The 19,454-nt window shown below is 39.6% G+C and carries 14 protein-coding genes and 1 tRNA gene; 4 read left to right on the top strand and 11 right to left on the bottom strand.

The features are described from left to right. Positions 1–321: 321 nt before the first annotated feature. From ACTJKC_RS07480 to ACTJKC_RS07490, 3 genes are all read right to left on the bottom strand, one after another. Positions 322–395 (bottom strand) — tRNA-Asp (locus ACTJKC_RS07480). A 103-nt stretch (positions 396–498) separates the two neighbouring features. Beyond that, complete coding sequence (prfA, locus tag ACTJKC_RS07485; protein ID WP_090501656.1) at positions 499–1,572, bottom strand: peptide chain release factor 1; 1,074 nt, start codon at positions 1,570–1,572, stop codon at positions 499–501. A 785-nt stretch (positions 1,573–2,357) separates the two neighbouring features. Next, a complete protein-coding gene (locus ACTJKC_RS07490; protein WP_440790917.1) occupies positions 2,358–3,107 on the bottom strand; it encodes a UDP-2,3-diacylglucosamine diphosphatase in 750 nt (249 codons plus the stop codon). A 136-nt stretch (positions 3,108–3,243) separates the two neighbouring features. Here ACTJKC_RS07490 and ACTJKC_RS07495 point away from each other — a divergent pair, with 136 nt between their 5' ends. After that, positions 3,244–5,370 (top strand): prolyl oligopeptidase family serine peptidase, encoded by a 2,127-nt coding sequence (locus tag ACTJKC_RS07495; RefSeq protein WP_440790918.1) that lies wholly within the window; start codon positions 3,244–3,246, stop codon positions 5,368–5,370. 70 nt (positions 5,371–5,440) lie between these two features. Here the strand turns inward: ACTJKC_RS07495 and ACTJKC_RS07500 are convergent, their stop codons facing one another. Beyond that, complete coding sequence (locus ACTJKC_RS07500) at positions 5,441–6,094, bottom strand: hypothetical protein (protein ID WP_440790919.1); 654 nt, start codon at positions 6,092–6,094, stop codon at positions 5,441–5,443. A 291-nt stretch (positions 6,095–6,385) separates the two neighbouring features. Here ACTJKC_RS07500 and ACTJKC_RS07505 point away from each other — a divergent pair, with 291 nt between their 5' ends. Together ACTJKC_RS07505 and ACTJKC_RS07510 are read left to right on the top strand one after the other, a co-directional pair. Next, positions 6,386–7,396, top strand: coding sequence for an NAD(P)/FAD-dependent oxidoreductase (locus ACTJKC_RS07505; RefSeq protein ID WP_113951684.1), 1,011 nt, complete (start codon positions 6,386–6,388; stop codon positions 7,394–7,396). 43 nt (positions 7,397–7,439) lie between these two features. Further along, positions 7,440–7,766: a 2Fe-2S iron-sulfur cluster-binding protein gene (locus ACTJKC_RS07510; protein WP_025141835.1), complete on the top strand. Its 327-nt coding sequence runs from the start codon at positions 7,440–7,442 to the stop codon at positions 7,764–7,766. Positions 7,767–7,972: 206 nt separating this feature from the next. On the opposite strand, the gene ACTJKC_RS07515 is transcribed toward ACTJKC_RS07510, so the two are convergent. The 6 genes from ACTJKC_RS07515 to ACTJKC_RS07540 all read right to left on the bottom strand — a co-directional run bounded on the left by ACTJKC_RS07515 (position 7,973) and on the right by ACTJKC_RS07540 (position 17,709). Then, complete coding sequence (locus tag ACTJKC_RS07515; protein ID WP_440790920.1) at positions 7,973–10,579, bottom strand: glycoside hydrolase family 2 protein; 2,607 nt, start codon at positions 10,577–10,579, stop codon at positions 7,973–7,975. A gap of 200 nt (positions 10,580–10,779) precedes the next feature. Next, positions 10,780–13,035, bottom strand: a complete 2,256-nt coding sequence (locus ACTJKC_RS07520) for a GH92 family glycosyl hydrolase (protein ID WP_440790921.1) — start codon at positions 13,033–13,035, stop codon at positions 10,780–10,782. A gap of 307 nt (positions 13,036–13,342) precedes the next feature. After that, positions 13,343–14,668 carry an alpha-L-fucosidase gene (locus ACTJKC_RS07525; RefSeq protein WP_440790922.1) on the bottom strand — a complete coding sequence of 442 codons (1,326 nt, stop codon included), beginning with the start codon at positions 14,666–14,668 and terminating at the stop codon, positions 13,343–13,345. Positions 14,669–14,697: 29 nt separating this feature from the next. After that, positions 14,698–16,389 (bottom strand): S41 family peptidase, encoded by a 1,692-nt coding sequence (locus tag ACTJKC_RS07530; RefSeq protein WP_344853264.1) that lies wholly within the window; start codon positions 16,387–16,389, stop codon positions 14,698–14,700. Positions 16,390–16,606: 217 nt separating this feature from the next. Beyond that, positions 16,607–17,440, bottom strand: coding sequence for a phospholipase (locus ACTJKC_RS07535; protein WP_440790923.1), 834 nt, complete (start codon positions 17,438–17,440; stop codon positions 16,607–16,609). A 53-nt stretch (positions 17,441–17,493) separates the two neighbouring features. Next, positions 17,494–17,709, bottom strand: a complete 216-nt coding sequence (locus tag ACTJKC_RS07540; protein ID WP_440790924.1) for a hypothetical protein — start codon at positions 17,707–17,709, stop codon at positions 17,494–17,496. Between the two features lie 247 nt (positions 17,710–17,956). On the opposite strand from ACTJKC_RS07540, the gene ACTJKC_RS07545 reads away from it, so the two are divergent. Next, positions 17,957–18,559, top strand: coding sequence for a porin family protein (locus ACTJKC_RS07545; protein WP_440790925.1), 603 nt, complete (start codon positions 17,957–17,959; stop codon positions 18,557–18,559). Between the two features lie 83 nt (positions 18,560–18,642). Here ACTJKC_RS07545 and ACTJKC_RS07550 read toward each other — a convergent pair whose 3' ends face one another. Next, positions 18,643–19,437, bottom strand: coding sequence for a DUF4397 domain-containing protein (locus ACTJKC_RS07550; protein ID WP_440790926.1), 795 nt, complete (start codon positions 19,435–19,437; stop codon positions 18,643–18,645). Between the last annotated feature and the right edge of the window lie 17 nt (positions 19,438–19,454).

Genomic DNA, 19,454 nt, shown 5'->3' on the forward strand with positions numbered 1-19,454 from the left:
AGACACTAATGAGTCAGATCTTACTATCAATAAATATGACCAAGATATCCAAAGGTCTTTTGAAACCATAAAAAATATTATCCACTACTAAAGACTTTTTCTTAAAATCGATCCACGATGAAAATACCCAAAAACTTTCAAATGCCAGCTTATAAACAACTGTTTAAGCTATAATTGGTGAGCATTGATACCGTTTAATGTGCTCACCGAATTGCTCACCTTTTCCTTGCGAAAAAATGAATAATTTGGTGCCACCAGAAAACGAAAAAGCCTGTAAACATTTAATTTACAGGCTTTTAGTTAAATTTAAAACTATTTTCGCGGAATGGACGGGACTCGAACCCGCGACCTCCTGCGTGACAGGCAGGCATTCTAACCAGCTGAACTACCACTCCTTTTGTTCTCCTTTAAAGTCAGAACCTCTTGTCTCTTTCGAGGTTGCAAATATAGAGACTATATCTTAATTCGCAAACTTTTTTTTAAAAAATATTTAACCCCTTAACCTACAGCGCCTTCCTGCATCTTTTCTGCATTTTCAGCAAACTGAAGTGCATCAATAATCTCCTGAATATCGCCATCCATAATGCTTGGCAGGTTATACATCGTTAATCCGATGCGGTGTTCGGTAACACGCCCCTGAGGGTAGTTATAGGTTCTGATTTTTGCTGAACGGTCGCCGGTTGATACCATTGTTTTACGTTTAGCAGCAATATCACCATTCTTTTTCTGCAATTCGATATCGTAAAGTTTACTACGCAACATCTCCATTGCAATTACGCGGTTACCCAGTTGCGAACGTTCCTGCTGGCAAACCACCACAATACCCGAAGGTTTGTGCGTTAACTGCACCTTGGTTTCTACCTTGTTTACGTTCTGTCCACCGGCACCACCAGAGCGTGAAGTCTGTAGTTCAATATCAGCCGGGTTAATATACAAATCAATCTCTTCTGCTTCAGGCAAAACCGCTACAGACGCTGCCGAGGTATGCACACGTCCCTGAGTTTCGGTATCAGGTACACGTTGCACACGGTGCACACCACTTTCGTATTTTAACTGACCATAAACATCATCACCACTCACTTTTAAGATCACCTCTTTATAACCACCGGCCGTACCCTCGGTTACATCTACAGTTTCCACTTTCCAGCCCTTGGTTTCGAAATAACGGGTGTACATGCGGTATAAATCGCCGGCAAATAAAGCAGCTTCATCACCACCAGTACCACCACGGATCTCAAATACGGCATTTTTAGCATCTTCAGGATCTTTAGGAATCAGCATCAAACGAATATTGCTTTCCATTTCTTCCTGTTGTTTCAACAGCAGATCAAGCTCCTCTTTTGCCATTTCGCGCATTTCAGGATCTTTTTCAGTCGCTAAAATTTCTTTATTGGCATCAATATTACTCATCACATTTTTGTAGATTTTGTACTCATCTACAATTTTGCCCAAGTCTTTATATTCTTTATTTAAAGCCGCAAAACGTTTCATATCCTGGATTACATCCGGATTGCTCAACGATTCTTCCACATCTTCCCAACGCAGCTTTATAGCTTCTAATTTATCTAACATATTTATTCTTGTTGAAATTTCCTGACGATTGGCGTAGGCCCAAAAATTCAGGAAATGCAAAAATAAGGAAAAAAGCTGAATTTGTTTGTTTGGGGAGAATGGTTAATTGGTTAACTGTTTGATTCGTTTAACTGTAAGGTGTAAAAACGATGGTTATTGTATTATTAAAAGGTTTTGGAAATGAATTGGTTCTGTTTCTATTGGCGGCCTGTAGTCCCGCTATCACTTCAAGTCCTCTCCCGATGAAAAATCGGGATCCGGGCTTTTCGTTCTATCGGGTTTAGATACAAACGGCGGTGCATTTTAGGCACCCCTCGCAACCCTAAATAGCAGCAGAAACCGGGGTATTTAAATGGGATTGGAGTTACAGCTCCCGATTTTTTTCGAATCGGGACTACAACGTAAAGCCTGAATAACATTAAACTGCGTTACAGATTCTGCTTTCCAAACAAGAAAGTTCTTTATCTACGGTCTGAAAGTCAATGTCTTATAAAAGGTTTGGAAATGAACGGGTTTTGTTTCTATGGGAGCCTGTAGTCCCGTTATCACTTCAAGTCCTCTCCCGATGAAAAATCGGGATCCGGGCTTTTCGTTCTATCGGGTTCAGATATAAAGGGCGGTGCATTTTAGGCACCTCGCAACCCTAAATAATAGCAGAAACCGGGGTATTTAAACGGGATTGAAGTGGCAGCTCCCGATTTTCCTTCAAAATCGGGACTATAACGAAAAGCCCGGCGAACATTAAACTGATGCTACAGGTGCTGCTTTCCAAAAACAAATAGGGACTATAAATTAGGCTTATAATACTCCAATTTCAACTCCTGCCCATCAAACACTGCGTAAGAATTATAATTGAGCCACTCGCCGATATTTACATACCTGCTCTCGTTGCCCAAATCAATATCGAGCGGCAGGTGCCTGTGCCCGAAAATAAAATAATCAAAATGCGTTTTTTGTAATTGCGCTTTGGCATAAATGGCCAGCCATTCTTTATCCTCGCCTAAAAACACTTCTTTTTCGGTTTGTGCTGCCCTGCTGCCCCTGCTCCAGCCATTGGCTATACCAATACCCAAATTAGGATGCAGCCGGGCAAATAACCACTGGCAAACTTTACTTCTAAAAATCTTTCTTAAAAATTTATACTTATTGTCTCCGGGTCCTAAGCCATCGCCATGGTGCAGGTAAAATTTTTTTCCTCCTCGTTCAATAATCAGTTCATCACTGATAATTTCCATCCCGATTTCAAGGGTAAAGTAATCGCGCACCCACATATCATGGTTGCCCTTAAAAAAGTAGATTTTTATTCCCGCATCGGCCATGGCAGCCAATTTTCCTTGTAAACGGATAAAACCTTTCGGAACCACGGTAGCGTATTCGAACCAGAAATCGAAAATATCGCCCATTAAAAAGAGTTCGCTACAGTTTGGCGTTATAAAATCCAGCCAGCTTACAATCCGCGCTTCACGGGCACGGCTTTCGGCATAATTTGGTGTGCCTAAATGAAAATCGGAAGCGAAATAAATGTTCTTAGCCATGTGCAGTCTCAAAGGTAAAAGAAAAAAGTGGAAAGCTTAGAGAGTAAAGCCGAAAGTCCAAAGCCTAAAGCAATACAATCTGGGAAATCAACCCAAAGGAAAAAAGACATATATTAGTAAATAAATCTGTTTCACTATGAAAAAACAAATTGTATTAAGCTTATTTGCATTAAGCCTTTTCGCCTGTAACCAGGGCAAAAAACCTGCAGAAAAAATAACATTGATGAAATATCCTGAAACTAAAAAAGACGACACTAAAGATAATTACTTTGGTACCACCATCGCCGATCCATACCGCTGGCTGGAAAACGATACCTCTGCCGAAACAAAAGCCTGGGTGAATGCCGAAAATAAAGTAACGCAAAATTACCTGGAGCAGATTCCATACCGCGCCGACATTAAAAAACGTTTAACCGAAATCTGGAATTACCCAAAAGAAAGTGCTCCATTTAAGGTTGGCGAATATTATTTTTTTACTAAAAATGATGGACTGCAAAACCAAAGCATCTGGTTTATTAAAAAAGGATTAGACGGCAAAGAAGAAGTTTTTCTCGATCCGAATACGCTTACAGCTGATGGAACGGCGGCCATTTCAATCCTGGGTTTTTCGCACGATAAGAAATACATTGCTTATTCTGTAGCACAGGCCGGATCAGACTGGAGCAATATTTATGTAATGGAAATTGCCACCAAAATGAAAATGGGTGATGAACTGAAATGGACCAAATTTTCTGGAGCAGCCTGGAAAGGTGATGGTTTTTATTACAGTAAGTTTGATGAGCCTGCAAAAGGAACCGATCTTTCGGCTGCCAATAAGTACCAAAAAGTTTATTATCACAAGTTAGGCGATCTGCAGAAAAATGATCAGCTGATTTTTGAAGATAAAACAAATCCTAACTTATATTTTGGTGCCAGCGTTACCGAAGATGAACGCTTTTTGGTGGTATATGCCAGTGCAGGTACATCGGGAAATGCATTATATTATCAGGATTTAAAAGCACCGGAAAGCAAAATAGCACCGCTCATTAAAGGTTACGAACACAACCACAGCGTTGTAGATAATGTTGGCGATAAATTGCTTGTGAATACCGATTTAGGTGCAGAAAACAAACAGGTTGTTTTGGTTGATCCGAAAAATGCAGACCCGAAAAGCTGGCAGAAAATTATTCCGGAATCAAAATTAGCTTTGGAAAGTATCGGAACCGGCGGCGGATTTTTATGGGCAACCTATTTAAAAGATGCCAGCACTAATATTATTCAATTTGATTTAACAGGCAAGAAAATTGGCGACGTAAAACTTCCTGCCATAGGTACGGTTGGTGGCTTTGGTGGTTATAAGGAGGACAAAGAATTCTTCTACACTTTTACCAATTTCACCACGCCCAACAGCATTTACCGTTATGATGTGGCTAAGGCAGAATCAGTTTTATACAAAAAACCGGAACTGAAGTTCAATACCGACGATTATGAAACCAAACAGGTATTTTATCCTTCTAAAGACGGCACTAAGGTACCAATGTTCATCGTACATAAAAAAGGCATCAAATTAGATGGTAATAACCCCGTTTATCTTTATGCTTATGGTGGTTTTCAGATCAGTTTAACGCCTGCATTCAGTTTATCGCGCATGTTGTTTTTAGAGCGTGGCGGCATTTACGTTCAGCCGAGTTTGCGCGGAGGAAGTGAGTATGGCGAAGCCTGGCATAAAGGTGGTATGTTGGCTAAAAAGCAAAATGTATTCGACGATTTTATTGCCGCAGCCGAATACCTGGTGAAAGAAAAATACACTAATCCATCTAAAATTGCCATTTCGGGTGGTTCAAATGGCGGACTTCTGGTTGGTGCCTGCATGACTCAAAGACCTGATCTTTTTAAAGTGGCTTTACCTGCCGTTGGTGTGCTCGACATGTTGCGTTACCATAAATTTACCGTTGGCTGGGGCTGGGCAGTGGAGTACGGAACGAGCGACAAAAAAGAAGATTTCGATTATCTCATTAAATATTCACCGCTTCATAACATAAAAAGTGGCGTGAACTACCCTGCTACATTAATCACCACAGCCGATCATGACGATCGTGTTGTACCTGCACACTCGTTTAAATTTGCGGCAACGCTACAGGAAAAATATAAGGGCGAAAACCCGGTTTTAATCAGGATTGAAACCAAAGCCGGCCACGGAGCGGGTAAACCTACCACCAAGTTAATTGAAGAGGCGGCGGATGTGTGGAGTTTTGTATTTCAGAATTTGGGGATGAGGTGGTAATCTAATTCTGCCACAGAAGTAAAAACCATGGAAATTCCCCCATGCAGTCTTTTGCTTCTGTGGTAATATATTATCGAGATAGAATTTTTGGGAAGCCGGTGATGAACTCTGTTCCCAAACAGCCTCTCATAATGACAATTTCTATTCTATCTTCTGCCTGCACCCCTTTAAACTTTAGATACAAATAAAAGAAACCCGAAACTTTCATTTTACCTAGGTTATAAAACACAACATAATAGTTTGTAGATCTGCCCACCGTTTTCATCAACTTCTTTATCACCTGTGTTTCTACATAACGCTTATCCTTTAGTGATAAACGATTTATAAATAACAACAATACGTCAGAAAACCAGAATTTAGACACAAATATTAAAACAAGTATCTGAAAAATATAGCCCCAAATAACAGAAACCAAAGTTCCATCCTTTACAAATCCCCGTCCATAAAATAGATAGAGCACTAAAAACGGAATAGTTAAAACATAACTCAAAATAGTGATCTCCCGAGTAAATTTGGTTTCTTTTACTGTAATGTGCAGATCAACGACTAATAGGGATAACAAAGGAATGATTAAGAGCCATTTCCAATGGCTATTTCCTGAATAAAGGCCCCAGATGCAGAAGGGAATAAAGGCAGCTGGCAATTGCCAGCTCCGTCCACAAAACAGAAACATCAATACCCAAATTGCAACTATGGGCAAAGCAATAAAAAAATAATCAAGCATCGTTAATTAAGAATATCAGGAAAGTTATTACTTTTTTGGAATTTTAGCTAGATCTGGTAATTTAATTGTGAGTTTTTCGCATTTTCAAGAGCTCAATTGATAATCCCCCACTAAACCTATAGACCAATTATAATTTGCTTTAAAACATTAAAAACCTTTAACTTTTGTTTTCCGTTAGCTCAAAGCATATAAAATACTGAATATAATAGTATTGCAAAATTATCTAGAATATTTCTAAATAGCAGAATTGATAAGACTTTATTTTGTAACTTTGCGTCAAATTTTTCTTTAATGATCACTACTGATATAGCCGTAATAGGCGCTGGTCCGGTTGGTTTATTTGCCATTTTTGAAGCCGGTTTATTAAAAATGCGTTGTCATTTAATTGATTACCTTCCTCAGGTTGGTGGTCAGCTGTCTGAAATTTACCCTAAAAAACCGATATACGATATTCCTGGTTACCCATCTGTATTGGCGCAGGAGCTTATCGATAATTTAATGGAACAGGCGAAACCCTTCCATCCTACCTTTACTTTAGGCGAACGTATCGAAGGTTTAGAAAAACGCGGTGAAGCCGATTTCGTTTTAACCACCAATATGGGTACCGTTATCGAAGCTAAGGTTGTGGTTATTGCCGGTGGTTTAGGCTGCTTTGAGCCACGTAAACCTGCTGTAGAAAATTTAGAAAACTTTGAAAACGGTAAGGGTGTAAACTACATGATTCTTGATCCGGAGAAATACCGCGACCAGAAAATGGTCATTGCAGGCGGTGGCGATTCGGCTTTAGACTGGACCATTTACCTGGCAGAAGTTTGTTCTGAACTTACTTTGGTTCACAGAAGCGAGAGTTTCCGTGGTGCACCAGATTCTGTTGCAAAAGTAATGGCATTGGCCGAAAGTGGAAAAATCAACCTGATTTTAAACAGCAATCTGCAAGCCGTACATGGAACAGATAAATTGGAGCAGGTAGAAATTGTTCAGAACCGCACCATGGAAAAAACAGTTGTTGAGGCTGATCACTTAATTCCTTTATTCGGTTTGAGCCCTAAATTAGGTCCAATTGAAGACTGGAACTTAAACATCAGCAAAAGTGCTATAGAGGTTAATGTTGATGATTATTCGACCAACATCCCGGGTATTTATGCCATTGGCGATATCAATACCTATACAAACAAGTTAAAATTGATTCTTTGTGGTTTCCACGAGGCGGCATTAATGAGTCACAGTGCTTATTCGTACATGAATCCGGGTGTTAAATACACGATGAAATATACAACTGTAAACGGAGTTTCAGAATTTTAAGCTTTCTCCTATATTTGCTGTTCAAATAATAAGAGAACCAAAAATGGAAAACAACATCAATATATACATGCAGGAGCCGGATGGCTCGGTTACTGAACACGTTGCCCCAACCGACATGGGTTTAAGCCTAATGGAGTTTTTAAAGGCTTCGGAATACGATATTTTAGCCACCTGTGGCGGAATGGCTTTATGTGCCACCTGTTGTGTTGATGTTTTGGAAGGCGAAGAAAAACTTAATGAAATGACAGATGATGAGTATGCCATGCTGGATACTTTACCCGATCTTTTACCAAACTCACGTTTAGCCTGCCAGTTGCAGTTAAACAACAACATGGATGGATTAAAAGTAAAATTACACGGTGTAAGCTAGGTTGTAAATAGTATAAAAGAAAAGGCCGCAAATTAATTTGCGGCCTTTTCTTTTAGAATCAGACGTCATTGCGAGGAGGAACGACGAAGCAATCTTAATGCACTCGCTACTAGCGAGTGCATTAAGATTGCTTCGTTCCTCGCAATGACGGACCCGTTATTTTAGATCTCGTAGGTTTTTAAAACCTGCGAGGTCTGGAAATTTATCTATTGAATATTTACTTTCTGTTTCTCTACATTCCAGCCGTAAACTTCAACAGCTAAATTGCTTTGTTTACCCGTATATTCTACCATTACTGTTTTACTCTCGCCCGGTAAGATGCTAACGTAATTATCATCATAAAAGCTAGGTAATATCCGCTCGTTGGTATTGCCATTTATTAAAGCTACGCGGTTAAAAAATGCAACAGGGTTTCCGGCAGCATTACTTAAAGTTACCGCTACTTTTCCGTTTTTCTGATCAACAGCAGCAACTTTTAAAGGCGTCTTTTTGATATTTTTCAAGCCAGAATATTCGCCGTCTTTTCCGGCCAGCCAGTAGATATTCTCACTTAAAATATTTTGTTTCTGGTCTAAAATCCTTAAAGCTACAAACACACCTTCTTTTTTATCGAGTTTGGTCAAAAACTCGTTCATAGGAAAAAGCCTTCTAACTGATGATGGGCCAACTGAATTAAAGGCCTGCGAATAGAAATAATCTTTGCCATCCATATCATAAGCCTTTGCCTGCACCATTAAATTGTTTCTGGTGGTAAATCCGTTGTTTACAATCGTAACCATGCTATCTAAAGGATTCATCATCACATGCAGCGGCTCACTACCTTTCCTTAAACCATACAAACAGGCATTAGGATCGAGGTAATAATCGTACATCTGTCCACGCATGGCCGTCCATGGGTTTTGGGTTTTCCAGATGATAGAACCGGTATACCAATCCCACATTTTGTTTGAAAAGCCTTCCATTAATGCCCTATACTGGTCGTAATTGGCCAATTGTGCTTTCATGGCAAAATCTTCGGCACTTTTTGGTTTGCCATAAGGATTAAGGTACTGCTCGTACGAAATGTACTTATGATAATCCCATACCGAATCTGGTTTGCCCTTGTATTGCGGTGCAACCAGGTTTTCTTTTGGAATAAAACGCAGCAGCGAAGCATAATCACCTACGCCTACCGAGCCAACTTCCGAATTGTAGGGAAAGGTTCTGGTGCCCCAAAAAGTTTTGATATCCTGTATCCCATAAGGCCCGTCGCCATTGCCACCAATAGAATTGAACGACATTTCATCGCTGTTCGAGAAATCAAAAAGTTTTCTGGTACCGTCCAAACGAGGAAGGATCTCATTTTTTAAGGGTTCCAAAATATCTTCAGGAGGTGTAATTTCGTTTCCACCACACCAGAATGCCAGTGAAGCATGGTTTCTGATCATTTTGATCTGATCTTCAATCGCAGTTAAAGTAAGGTTATGGTCATCAGGGTAATTCCTCCTTGTCCACTGATCTTCTTTTTTCATCGGATCTACCCAACGGCCGTTACAATCGCCACTGAACCAGAAATCCTGGAAAACCAGTAAACCATATTTATCGCAGGCATTATAAAACTCAGGCCTTTCGAGGATCGCTCCACCCCAGATTCTGATCAGGTTGAGGTTCATATCCTTGTGGTAACGGATTTCGGCATCATAGCGGGCATCACTAAAACGCAGCATTGCATCAGAAATGATCCAGTTTCCACCTTTAATAAAAATCTTTTGTCCGTTTACAAAGGCGCCCATACTTTTGGTGTGCTCATTCCAGATGTTATCGATCTGGCGTACACCCACTTTCAACTGCTCCTGATCCAATACCTGGTTGGCTGCCACAAATTCGATTTTTACATCATATAAATTTTGTGCACCGTAGCCGCTTGGCCACCATAATTTTGGATTTTCGAGTAATAAATCAGGCAGTTTAACGGTTGTGGTTTTATTTGCCGCAATGGTTGCTGGCTGTTTAATCAGCTTGCCTGCAATCTGATATTGTAAAATACCTGAAACAGGCTGATTGGTCGGGTTTTCGACTTCAACCGAAACTTTAACCGTAGCCGGATTTTGTTTACCTTCTGGTAAACGTTTGCCCGGCACCAAAGTAATTATCTGAGGATTCTGGATATTGATGCTTTTTGTTTTCTCGATGGTTACTTTATCCCAGATTCCGGTGTTGCGATCGCGGGTGGGCTGTATCCAGTCCCAACCTGCAGTATATTGTGTGGTTAAGCCTTTCGCAATGGTTCCGTCGCCACCCTGACCTCCGTTTGGATTACCCGGAAAATCTGGTGGATAAACCACAACAGCAAGCCTGTTTTTACCGCTGGCAGCTAATAGTTTTGTAATATTATATTGAGCCCGAAGGTGCATGCCCACCTGGGTTTTCGGATTTACTTTTTTCCCGTTCAGGTAAATCTCGGCTTTGTAATTTATTCCCCTAAACAGCAGCCAAACCTGTTCGTTACCTGTGGCATGTTCTTCAAAATCTTTTACAAACCAATAGGTGTAATAATCGTTGCCGGTTTTATATACATCAGGAATTTTTTCATTGTTCATCCCATAAAATGGATCAGGAACTTTTTTATTGTTCAATAAAGTGGTTAAAACCGTTCCAGGTACTGTTGCAGGCATCCAGTTATTGGTAGAAAAACCTGCTTTTGAGATTTCTAAGCCCGAAGCATTGGCATCTTTGATATTGGTACATACCCAGCCCGAGTTTAATTCGTAACGCTGTTGTGCATTTACAATTAAGGCCGAACAGCATAAAAAAAGTAAAAATATTTTCTTCATATATTATTGAATGAGAGAAGGATTGAATTATTGATTGAATGAATGAATGAGTGATTGACCAAATGAGTGAGTGATAGAATGATTGAATGACTAATTTATTGAATGAGTGATAGAATGAATGATTAAATGACTGAATTATTGAATTACTTTTTGTCGTACATCTTACCATTCAATCATTCAATCATTTTTACATTCTATCATTATTTATTGGATACTGGTCTGTCTTCAGGTTTTATACCCCAGGTTTCGGATGGTTTATTGCCCATGTAAATCTGAATATTTCCGCCAGCTACAATGGTTTTGTGGAGGATATATGATTTAGTGTAAGGTTTCCCGTTCAGAACAATTTTTTGGATGTATTTATTCTCTGTACTGTTACCGGTTACTTTAATGTTGAATTTTTTATTCCTGGCCAGGGTAATGGTTGCATCGTTGAGCAAAGGCGTTCCGAAAACGTAAGCGCCGTTTGCCGGATTAACGGGATAAAAACCCATGGCTGTGAAAACGTACCAGGCACTCATCTGGCCTACATCTTCGTTACCACATAAGCCATCGGGTTTTGAAGAATAAAAATCGTGGTCGATTTTACGGATCAGATCGGCTGTTTTCCATGGCTGACCGGCATAAGTATATAAATAAGTAATGTGGTGACCCGGCTCATTTCCCTGCGCATAATTCCCGATCAAACCTGAAATATCAGGAGAACTGTTTTCGCCCAGCTCAGCTTTTACCGAAAATAATGAATCCAGTTTATTTACGAATGGTTTTTCGCCACCAAATAATTTAATCAGCCCTTCCACATCCTGTGGCACCAGCCAGGTATATTGCCATGCATTTCCTTCGGTATAATCATCTTCGCGGTGTTTAGAAGCTACCGGGCTAAAAGGTGTTCTCCAGGTACCATCAGCCAGTTTACCCCTCATAAACTGCACATCTTTATCGAAGTACTCTTTGTATAGCTGTGCTCTTTTGCTGAAATACTGATAATCTTTGGTTTTATTTAATGCTTTGGCGAACATAGCAATGCAATAATCATCAATGGCATATTCTAAAGCCTTGGCAACAGATTCATTCACTTTATCTGCCGGAATATATTTAAGCTGCTGGATATAATCGATACCATCAGTTTTTTGCATGGCTGATTGTTTTACAGCTTCGAAAGCCAGGTTTACATCAAAACCCCTGTACCCTTTCAAATAAGCATCAACAATAACGGGAACGGCATGATAGCCCACCATGGTATTGGTTTCGCTGCCCATTAAATGCCAAACCGGTAATTTTCCCTGTTGTTTATAAATGGCCAGCATGGTATTAACTACATCGCTCACTTTATCCTGATGTAAAATAGTGTACAATGGGTTGGCAGCGCGATAAGTATCCCACAATGAAAAAGTAGTGAGGTTATTAAAGTTTGCTTTTTTATACACTTTTTTGTCTGTTCCGCGGTAATCTTTGTTCACATCATTAAACAATGATGGGGCGATCATGGTGTGGTATAATGCGGTATAAAATACCTTTTTGGTGGTGTTAGATGCGCTGATATTAACTTTCGACAGTTCTTTTTCCCATTTAGCATCGCTATTTTTAACAGTAGCGGCAAAATCCCAGCCTGGCAACTCTGTATTTAAGTTCAAAATCGCATTTTCGGTACTTACCGGAGATAAAGCTACTTTAATCTGCAATTTTTCATTGTTAATGGCATTGAAATTCACCACCGCCTTTAACTTTTTGCCTGATAATTCGTTACCGTTTTTCACCACCGTACTATCATATAATACGAGATTCTTAATGGGCTGAGATAATTTGATTACGAAATAAAGGCGCTGATCGGTAGACCAGCCTTTCGAGTTTCTATGCCCAACGATGGTGGTCGCGTCCAATTGTTTAAATGATGCTGAAACCGGTGCATCCCAGCCAATCCCCTCGATTAAATCGATGATGATATGCGGATTTTCTGCTCCTTTTTTAAAGGTGTATTGGTGAAAACCTACCCTTTCGGTAGCGGTTAACTCTGCTTTAATATCGTATTTATCAAGCAACACGCTATAGTAACCTGCTTTTGCTACTTCATTTTTATGCGAAAATTTAGACAGGTAGCCGTTTTCATCATCGGCAGTTTTACCTTTTTCTAACAACAATTTACCTGTTGCGGGCATGATTGAAATATCGCCCAGATCGCCGATACCTGTACCACTTAAATGGGTGTGTGCAAAACCGGTGATGGTATTACTCACATAATTATAGCCACTGCACCAGTCCCAGCCCTCAAAAATATTGTTTGGCCCGAGTTGTACCGCCCCAAAAGGAACATTGGCACCCACAAAAACGTGCCCGTGTTTTGCCGACCCGATTATGGGATCTACATATTGGGTAAGTTTGGTTTTCTGCTGCGCAAAGGCATTAAATGTAAATAGAGAGGTTAGAAATAGAATCGATGAGGTTTTTCTGAACTGCATGTGTGCTTATAATTTCCTGCTATAGATTTAAAAATCTAAAAGTAAAACGTTTTACGTTTATTTTCTCATAAAAGAAAGAAAGATTGTATAGAAATTAAGTAAAAACAGGGATTTAGCTAGCTATCGGGAGATAATGGATTGTTGAACTTGAGAGATCGTCATTGCGAGAAAGCTTTTTTCAGCCGACGAAGCAATCTTAATGCGCACGCTGTTAGCGATAGTTGTAAGATTGCTTCGTGCCTCGCAATGACGACTCTTTTATTGAAATTCGAAAGTTCCTTCGCTCCACTCAGGATAACAGCGTGAATTACCCAATCTCCAAAACAATTACCTGATCGGGTTCGGTAGTATTTGCTGCTGCAGTAATGGTTAACTTCGATTTTTTGAGCGTAAAGTTTACTGCACTTTTATCTTTTAACAAATATGCTTTTTTAATCGTCTTCAACGGAACGTTTTCTAAATCAAGCGTAGTGGTTTTTCCATCTAAAATGTGGATATAAACTTTCTTGTCGCTTTGGGTAATGCTTCCCCAGGCCTGAGGTTTAATAAATCCGGTTTTTGTACCATAAATACTCTCGCCATATACTTTAAGCCAATCGCCCAAACCCGCCAGGCGGTCCTGAAATTCGGGCTGGATTTTACCACTCGGCATCGGGCCAATGTTCAATAAAAGATTAGAACCTAAACTTGCGGCTTTAACCAACATGTGCACCAGCTCTTTGTTCGATTTGTAATAGGTATCGCTTAAATTATATCCCCATGAATTTGAAATCGTTTCGCAGGTTTCGAGCGGCAATTGTTCTGATGCTTTCTGAAAACTTAGGCCTGATTTATTTTCGCCTGGCAGATCGCGTTCAAACATCTGGAAATCTTCGCCTGCAAATGGGGTTAAGTGGTGGTTGTTCCCGATCATGCACTGCGGCTGCAATTTGTGGATTAAACCATAAATTTCATTGTATTTCCAGTCGATACGCGAGGTTCTGTCTTTTGATCCTTCCGGCTCGGTCTGGTCCCAATGGCCGTCAAACCAAATCCCTCCTATTTCGCCATAATTGGTCAATAATTCGGTGAGCTGGTTTTTCATAAACTGTAAGTAACTGGCGTAATCGCCTTTGCCGGTGCGACCAGAGCTTTGCCCTGTACGACCGGTTTCGTGCGGATAATCTTCCCTGCGCCAGTCTAACAGCGAGTAATACAGGTATAATTGAATGCCTTGCTTGTGGCATTCGTCGGCCATCATTTTTACAATATCCTTTTTGTAAGGCGTATTCATGATGTTGAAATCAGAATATTTGGTATCCCACATGCTAAAACCATCGTGGTGCCTGGTGATGAGCGTAATGTATTTCATACCAGCATTTTTGGCCATGCTTACCCATTGTGCCGCATTAAACTCAACAGGGTTGAAAAAATCTTTAAGATTGGTATAATTATGAACAGTGAGTTTCCGCTCATTCATTACCCATTCGCCACTTCCGGGGATGCTGAAAGGCCCCCAGTGGATAAATAAGCCAAACCGGGCATCGGCAAACCAGGCGCGTTGCTTTAAATTTGATGCAGCGGGTACATAATCCTGCGCTTTTAATTGCATGTTAAACAACAGGACTAAGCCTATTATCACTAATTTTTTCATAAGGTAGGTGGTATATTTGGTTAGGTTTCTTAATCTATCGAGGCTGTGGCTTTTGTGGGTTTACCGATCACTTTGTAATTCCCATCGCCTTTTAAAATGGCCAGAATCTGCGATTGATTGGTAAACAGGTTTTTCGCCGCAGCCAGTTCTTTATCGTATTGGAAACTCTGCTCAATTCTTCCTTTTTCATAGAAATAACGGCTTACGATCTGTGTTTCCAAAACCCTTTTAATTTCGGCTTTATGGCTTACCAGATCCGTCTTTTTAGAAGAGGTGAGTTTATATTTCAGGTTTTCGAGATCAGTTTTTACTTCTGCTGATTTATTTTCTTTTTCGGCCTCTGCACGTAAATCAGACAATAATCTTTCAGTACGGCTCAAATAAGTTAAATCTTTATCGGCAAGGCTGTTGGCAAAAATGGTATAATCGGCATCTGATAACTGGAAAGTTTTAGCCGATGCCAATGCTGGTTTTTCTTTTTTATACAGGTTTGCGTAATTGAAGAAAAGGCTCTTATTAAGCATCGAAATGGTAATCGGGCTTAATTTTTCGGCATTAACCACGATATCAGGGTAAACACCATTGCCGCTGTACACATTCCGGCCTGCTTTGGTCTGGTACATCACCATGGTAGAATCGGCAAAACGCTCGGCCATACCTTCTGCATTTTTATGTGCATAATCGAGTTTTTGGATGCACCTGCCCGATGGGGTATAATATTTTGCAACGGTTACTTTAACCAGACTATTATAAGGCAGGTTGAAAGTTTGCTGAACCAGGCCTTTACCATAACTTCGTTGTCCGATTACGATGGCGCGGTCTAAATCCTGCAGGGAACCGGCAACAATTTCGGACGCTGAAGCCGAATTTCCATTAACCAGCACCACTAAAGGAACCGAAGTAGAAATTGGCGTATTAAGGGTTTTATAGGTAATGGTTTTTTCTACATTTTTGCCTTTTTGCGTAACAACCAATTGGTCTTTATTGATAAAAAGGTTTACAATTTTAACGGCTTCCTGCAGAATACCGCCGCCATTATTTCTTAAATCCAATACCACACCTTTAGGATTTTCTTTTTGAATGGCTAAAAGCGCATCTTTAACCTCCTGACCAGAGTTTTCGAGGAATTTATCGAGTTTGATATACCCAACACCATCGCCAACCATACCTGAGTAAGATACATTTGGCTGTTTGATTTCTTCACGAACGATTTTTTTAGTAATCTCCTTTCCGTCTCTGATTAATGACAAATCAACCGCAGTTCCTTTTGGTCCGCGCAATAACTGGCTTACTTCGGGGCGGTCTTTTCCCTTAACGGCAATACCATTAATGCTTACCACCTGATCGCCGGCTTTAATGTCGCTTTTATTTGCAGGGTAACCTTCGCTTACCTCGTTAATAAACAGTTTACCATCAATAAAAACGGTACCTGCACCAATACCGCCGTATTGGGTACTTACATATTTCAGTTTATAATCTTCAATTTCCGATTCGGGAACATATTCGGTGTAAGGATCTAAGCTATCCAACATGGCATCAATACCTGTTTTCATCAACTTAGGCGCGTTGGTATCATCAACATAATTGATGTTGATTTCTTTATAAAGGGAAGCAAAAATATCAAGGTTTTTAGAAACCAGGAACAAATCTTCTTTGAAAGAAAAAGATAAAACAGCAACACCAAATCCAGCTGCTAAAAGGCCATATTTTAGTTTTTTCATCCCCATATTATTTTAACCCTAATGTGCTCATAAATAAAAGCTGCTTATCAGGATAATTATTTATCATTTTAGTAGAAACGTAAATGTACAAAAACCAATAAACATTAAAAACAGCTTATTTTAGTTACTTACTAATTAAGTATTAATATAATTACCCGGTAAAGCCAGATGCTTTTTTAAGTAAGAAGCAGCGGGCAATCACCATCATAAAAATTCTTTATTTATGCTTGTTAAATAACCAAGCGGGTATTTGCGAAGTAAGCAATAGCGGAATGGTAATAAGATTATGGTCTAACTTGTTGTAGGTTGTAAACAACAAATTGGGATTACCTTTCATTGCATGATACAAAAGCTCGCTTCCTTTGTAAGCATTTTCATCGTCGTGTAAACCATGAATTAACCAAACAGGCTTTTGCTTAACACCGTTTAAATTTAAAAAATCAGGAACAGCTGCAATAGAAACCATTGCCGCAAAGGTTTTCGGCGCAATGTTCATCAGGTTTTGAGCGGTAGATGCGCCCATAGAGTAACCTACTAAATAAATGCGGTTTGTATCAATGCCTGGATATTTATTTTTTACCTCGCGGATCAGGTCCGGCAATAAATAAACATCTTCTGATGGTTTAGAGATCAGGCAATGCAGGATGGAATCCGGATAATAATTGGATGAACGTTTTTGAAATTGTGGAGCGATTACAAATGCGGGGTACTGTTGACGGATGACCGGGCGCAACCAGATTCTGGCCAATGGTTCTAATTGGCTTTCGTTGTCTGTGCCTATTCTGGTTGAGTTATGGAATGTAATAACCAGAGGATATTTTACAGAACTGCTGTAACCTTCAGGCAATAATAACCTATAGTTAAGCGATGCACTTCCTTTAACAAAAGTTTGTTTTAGGTATTGATCTGCGGATAAATCGTTTAATTGTTTTCTCGTATGCGATGCCGTTAAGCTATCCGGAAAAGTATCGCTAAGTAACTGTTGTTGTGCGGATGCGGCAAATGTACTTAACCACAAAAAGGATGCAAATACATAAAGCTTATAATGCATAGCCAAAACAAAAAATATTGTGTTAAGAAAAATACGGGCAGGAATCCGAAATATTAAAGTCTGTTGCCTTTGGTATCGGCCAGTGCTTTTTGAATGGTAAATTCGATGTAGGTACGGTCGCGCTTAACCAGGCGCATTAAATCTTCGATCAACTGATCTTCTTTGCCAGGTGTAAACTCTAAAGACTCGTTCGCTAAATCGCGGTATTTCCTTAAAAACTTAGTTTTTACTTTAAATGCAGTTTCTGAAGTAAGTTGAAAGTTAGCCATGGCATATTTTATTTGATGCAAAAGTAAAAAATATTTGTTCAGGTTAATACCTTTTTATGTGATCTGATAAAAAATTAAACATCATCCGGTAATTTTTGCACGATAATTGTGTTAAAAGCGCGTTATAAAACCAAATCCCAAAACTGCCAGGTGTATTTTGAAAAAGAAACCTTAAGAACAAAAACACACGCGAAATCTACCAGAGCGCTGTTTGCGGTTTAATAACTTAAAAAACAAATTAATCAACATGAAAAAAATCATCTTCTTTATTGTTTTCCTAACCCTGGGTTGGGCAACATCAAAGGCACAAACGTTTAACCTGGGGGTTAAAGCAGGTGTAAATTTAGCCAAGTTAAATGCAGATTTTGCGAGCGAAGAAAACCGTTTAGGTTACCAGATCGGAGCCTGGGCACGTATTGGCGGTGCCAGTTTTTATGTACAGCCTGAGGCTTACATTGGCAGTAAAGGCAATAAATTTATCAGCATCCAGCAGGATAACGGCAATGAAGTATCGGCAGAAGGAAAAGTTAAATTTACTACCCTGGATGTTCCTGTTTTATTTGGAACAAAATTCGGGGCTAAAAACTTAAACTTCCGTGTAATGGCCGGCCCGGTAATTTCATTTATCCTGGATGAAAATTCTACTTTTAGCTCGGCATACCAACAGGCAACAGATTTTAGCAACTACAAAAATCAGGCATTGGGCGCACAGTTTGGTGCAGGTGTGGATGTAGGCAGTATTTCGGTTGATTTACGTTACGAAGCGGGTTTATCAAACATCAGCAAAAGCGAAAAATACAGTCAGAAACCAAACCTTTTTCAATTGAGTTTAGGGTTTAAGATTTTGTAAAATGAAATTACTTTAAAGCAAATTAAATAGCACAAAAAAAGCCATCATAAAATAATGATGGCTTTTTTTACAATTTTTCCTACCTAATAAAAAGTAGTATAAAAGGTAACGGCTATTGGATAGGTGGCATTTCCTGCCACCCCTCGTACATAAATGGTATATGCCCTACCTTTAGTAAGCGTAAATGTAGAACCCGATGTAATTAGTGGCGTAGCTGTACCCGCAATGTTAACAAACAATTTCGGTGAAGGTGCTGTACCAGGGCCTAAATTGGGTATTTCTGTCCACGGAGTAGCTGTACTATAAGCAACGTTTGAAATTATCTTTGTTCCGGTAACTGCATCTTTAATCAGGTCTAAATTTGGGCTGCCATTATATAGGTTTACCATGCGTACATAAATTTTAGAGGTATCTAAGGCAGGCCTGCTATCTTCTACCATTAAAGATGACGGGATTTTCTTGCTGGTGGGAGTGTACTGGCCTGTTGTATAAATGGTATAATATTTTCCGGCCTCCGGCGCTATGGTTGTATTAAAAACTTCTAAATTGGCATCAGGCATTACGGTTGGAATAATTTTAGCCGTTAAATTATGGGAACCCGGACTTGTAACAGCATAACCGAGATCAGGAAACAAGCCATTATAGGCATAACCTGCATTTTCTACACCTAAACTTGATAAAGATGAAGAGAACTTAGTGCCATCCATGTAAAAAGTTAGCGCGGGGCTACCCGGAGTAAGGTTCAGGATTTTAAGGTATGAATATTTGGGGTCTGCAGGGCTTATTTTTTCGTAGGCCGTATTTTCTACAAGATCACCTTTTTTACAAGCGGAAAATAATCCGATACTTACCGCAATAAAATATAATATTTTTTTCATTTTTTCTTTTGATAAAT

Origin of the sequence: Pedobacter sp. 22226 (assembly GCF_052045455.1) — a bacterium.
GTDB classification, from domain to species: Bacteria; Bacteroidota; Bacteroidia; order Sphingobacteriales; family Sphingobacteriaceae; genus Pedobacter; species Pedobacter jeongneungensis.

What these genes read in the sequence shown, in the direction of transcription:
- ACTJKC_RS07520 (WP_440790921.1), bottom strand. Translation starts at nt 13,035, where the DNA reads ATGCAGTTCAGAAAAACCTCATCGATTCTATTTCTAACCTCTCTATTT.
- ACTJKC_RS07525 (WP_440790922.1), bottom strand. Translation starts at nt 14,668, where the DNA reads ATGAAAAAATTAGTGATAATAGGCTTAGTCCTGTTGTTTAACATGCAA.
- ACTJKC_RS07540 (WP_440790924.1), bottom strand. Translation starts at nt 17,709, where the DNA reads ATGGCTAACTTTCAACTTACTTCAGAAACTGCATTTAAAGTAAAAACT.
- ACTJKC_RS07490 (WP_440790917.1), bottom strand. Translation starts at nt 3,107, where the DNA reads ATGGCTAAGAACATTTATTTCGCTTCCGATTTTCATTTAGGCACACCA.
- ACTJKC_RS07515 (WP_440790920.1), bottom strand. Translation starts at nt 10,579, where the DNA reads ATGAAGAAAATATTTTTACTTTTTTTATGCTGTTCGGCCTTAATTGTA.
- ACTJKC_RS07510 (WP_025141835.1), top strand. Translation starts at nt 7,440, where the DNA reads ATGGAAAACAACATCAATATATACATGCAGGAGCCGGATGGCTCGGTT.
- ACTJKC_RS07500 (WP_440790919.1), bottom strand. Translation starts at nt 6,094, where the DNA reads ATGCTTGATTATTTTTTTATTGCTTTGCCCATAGTTGCAATTTGGGTA.
- ACTJKC_RS07545 (WP_440790925.1), top strand. Translation starts at nt 17,957, where the DNA reads ATGAAAAAAATCATCTTCTTTATTGTTTTCCTAACCCTGGGTTGGGCA.
- ACTJKC_RS07505 (WP_113951684.1), top strand. Translation starts at nt 6,386, where the DNA reads ATGATCACTACTGATATAGCCGTAATAGGCGCTGGTCCGGTTGGTTTA.
- ACTJKC_RS07495 (WP_440790918.1), top strand. Translation starts at nt 3,244, where the DNA reads ATGAAAAAACAAATTGTATTAAGCTTATTTGCATTAAGCCTTTTCGCC.
- prfA (WP_090501656.1), bottom strand. Translation starts at nt 1,572, where the DNA reads ATGTTAGATAAATTAGAAGCTATAAAGCTGCGTTGGGAAGATGTGGAA.
- ACTJKC_RS07535 (WP_440790923.1), bottom strand. Translation starts at nt 17,440, where the DNA reads ATGCATTATAAGCTTTATGTATTTGCATCCTTTTTGTGGTTAAGTACA.
- ACTJKC_RS07550 (WP_440790926.1), bottom strand. Translation starts at nt 19,437, where the DNA reads ATGAAAAAAATATTATATTTTATTGCGGTAAGTATCGGATTATTTTCC.
- ACTJKC_RS07530 (WP_344853264.1), bottom strand. Translation starts at nt 16,389, where the DNA reads ATGAAAAAACTAAAATATGGCCTTTTAGCAGCTGGATTTGGTGTTGCT.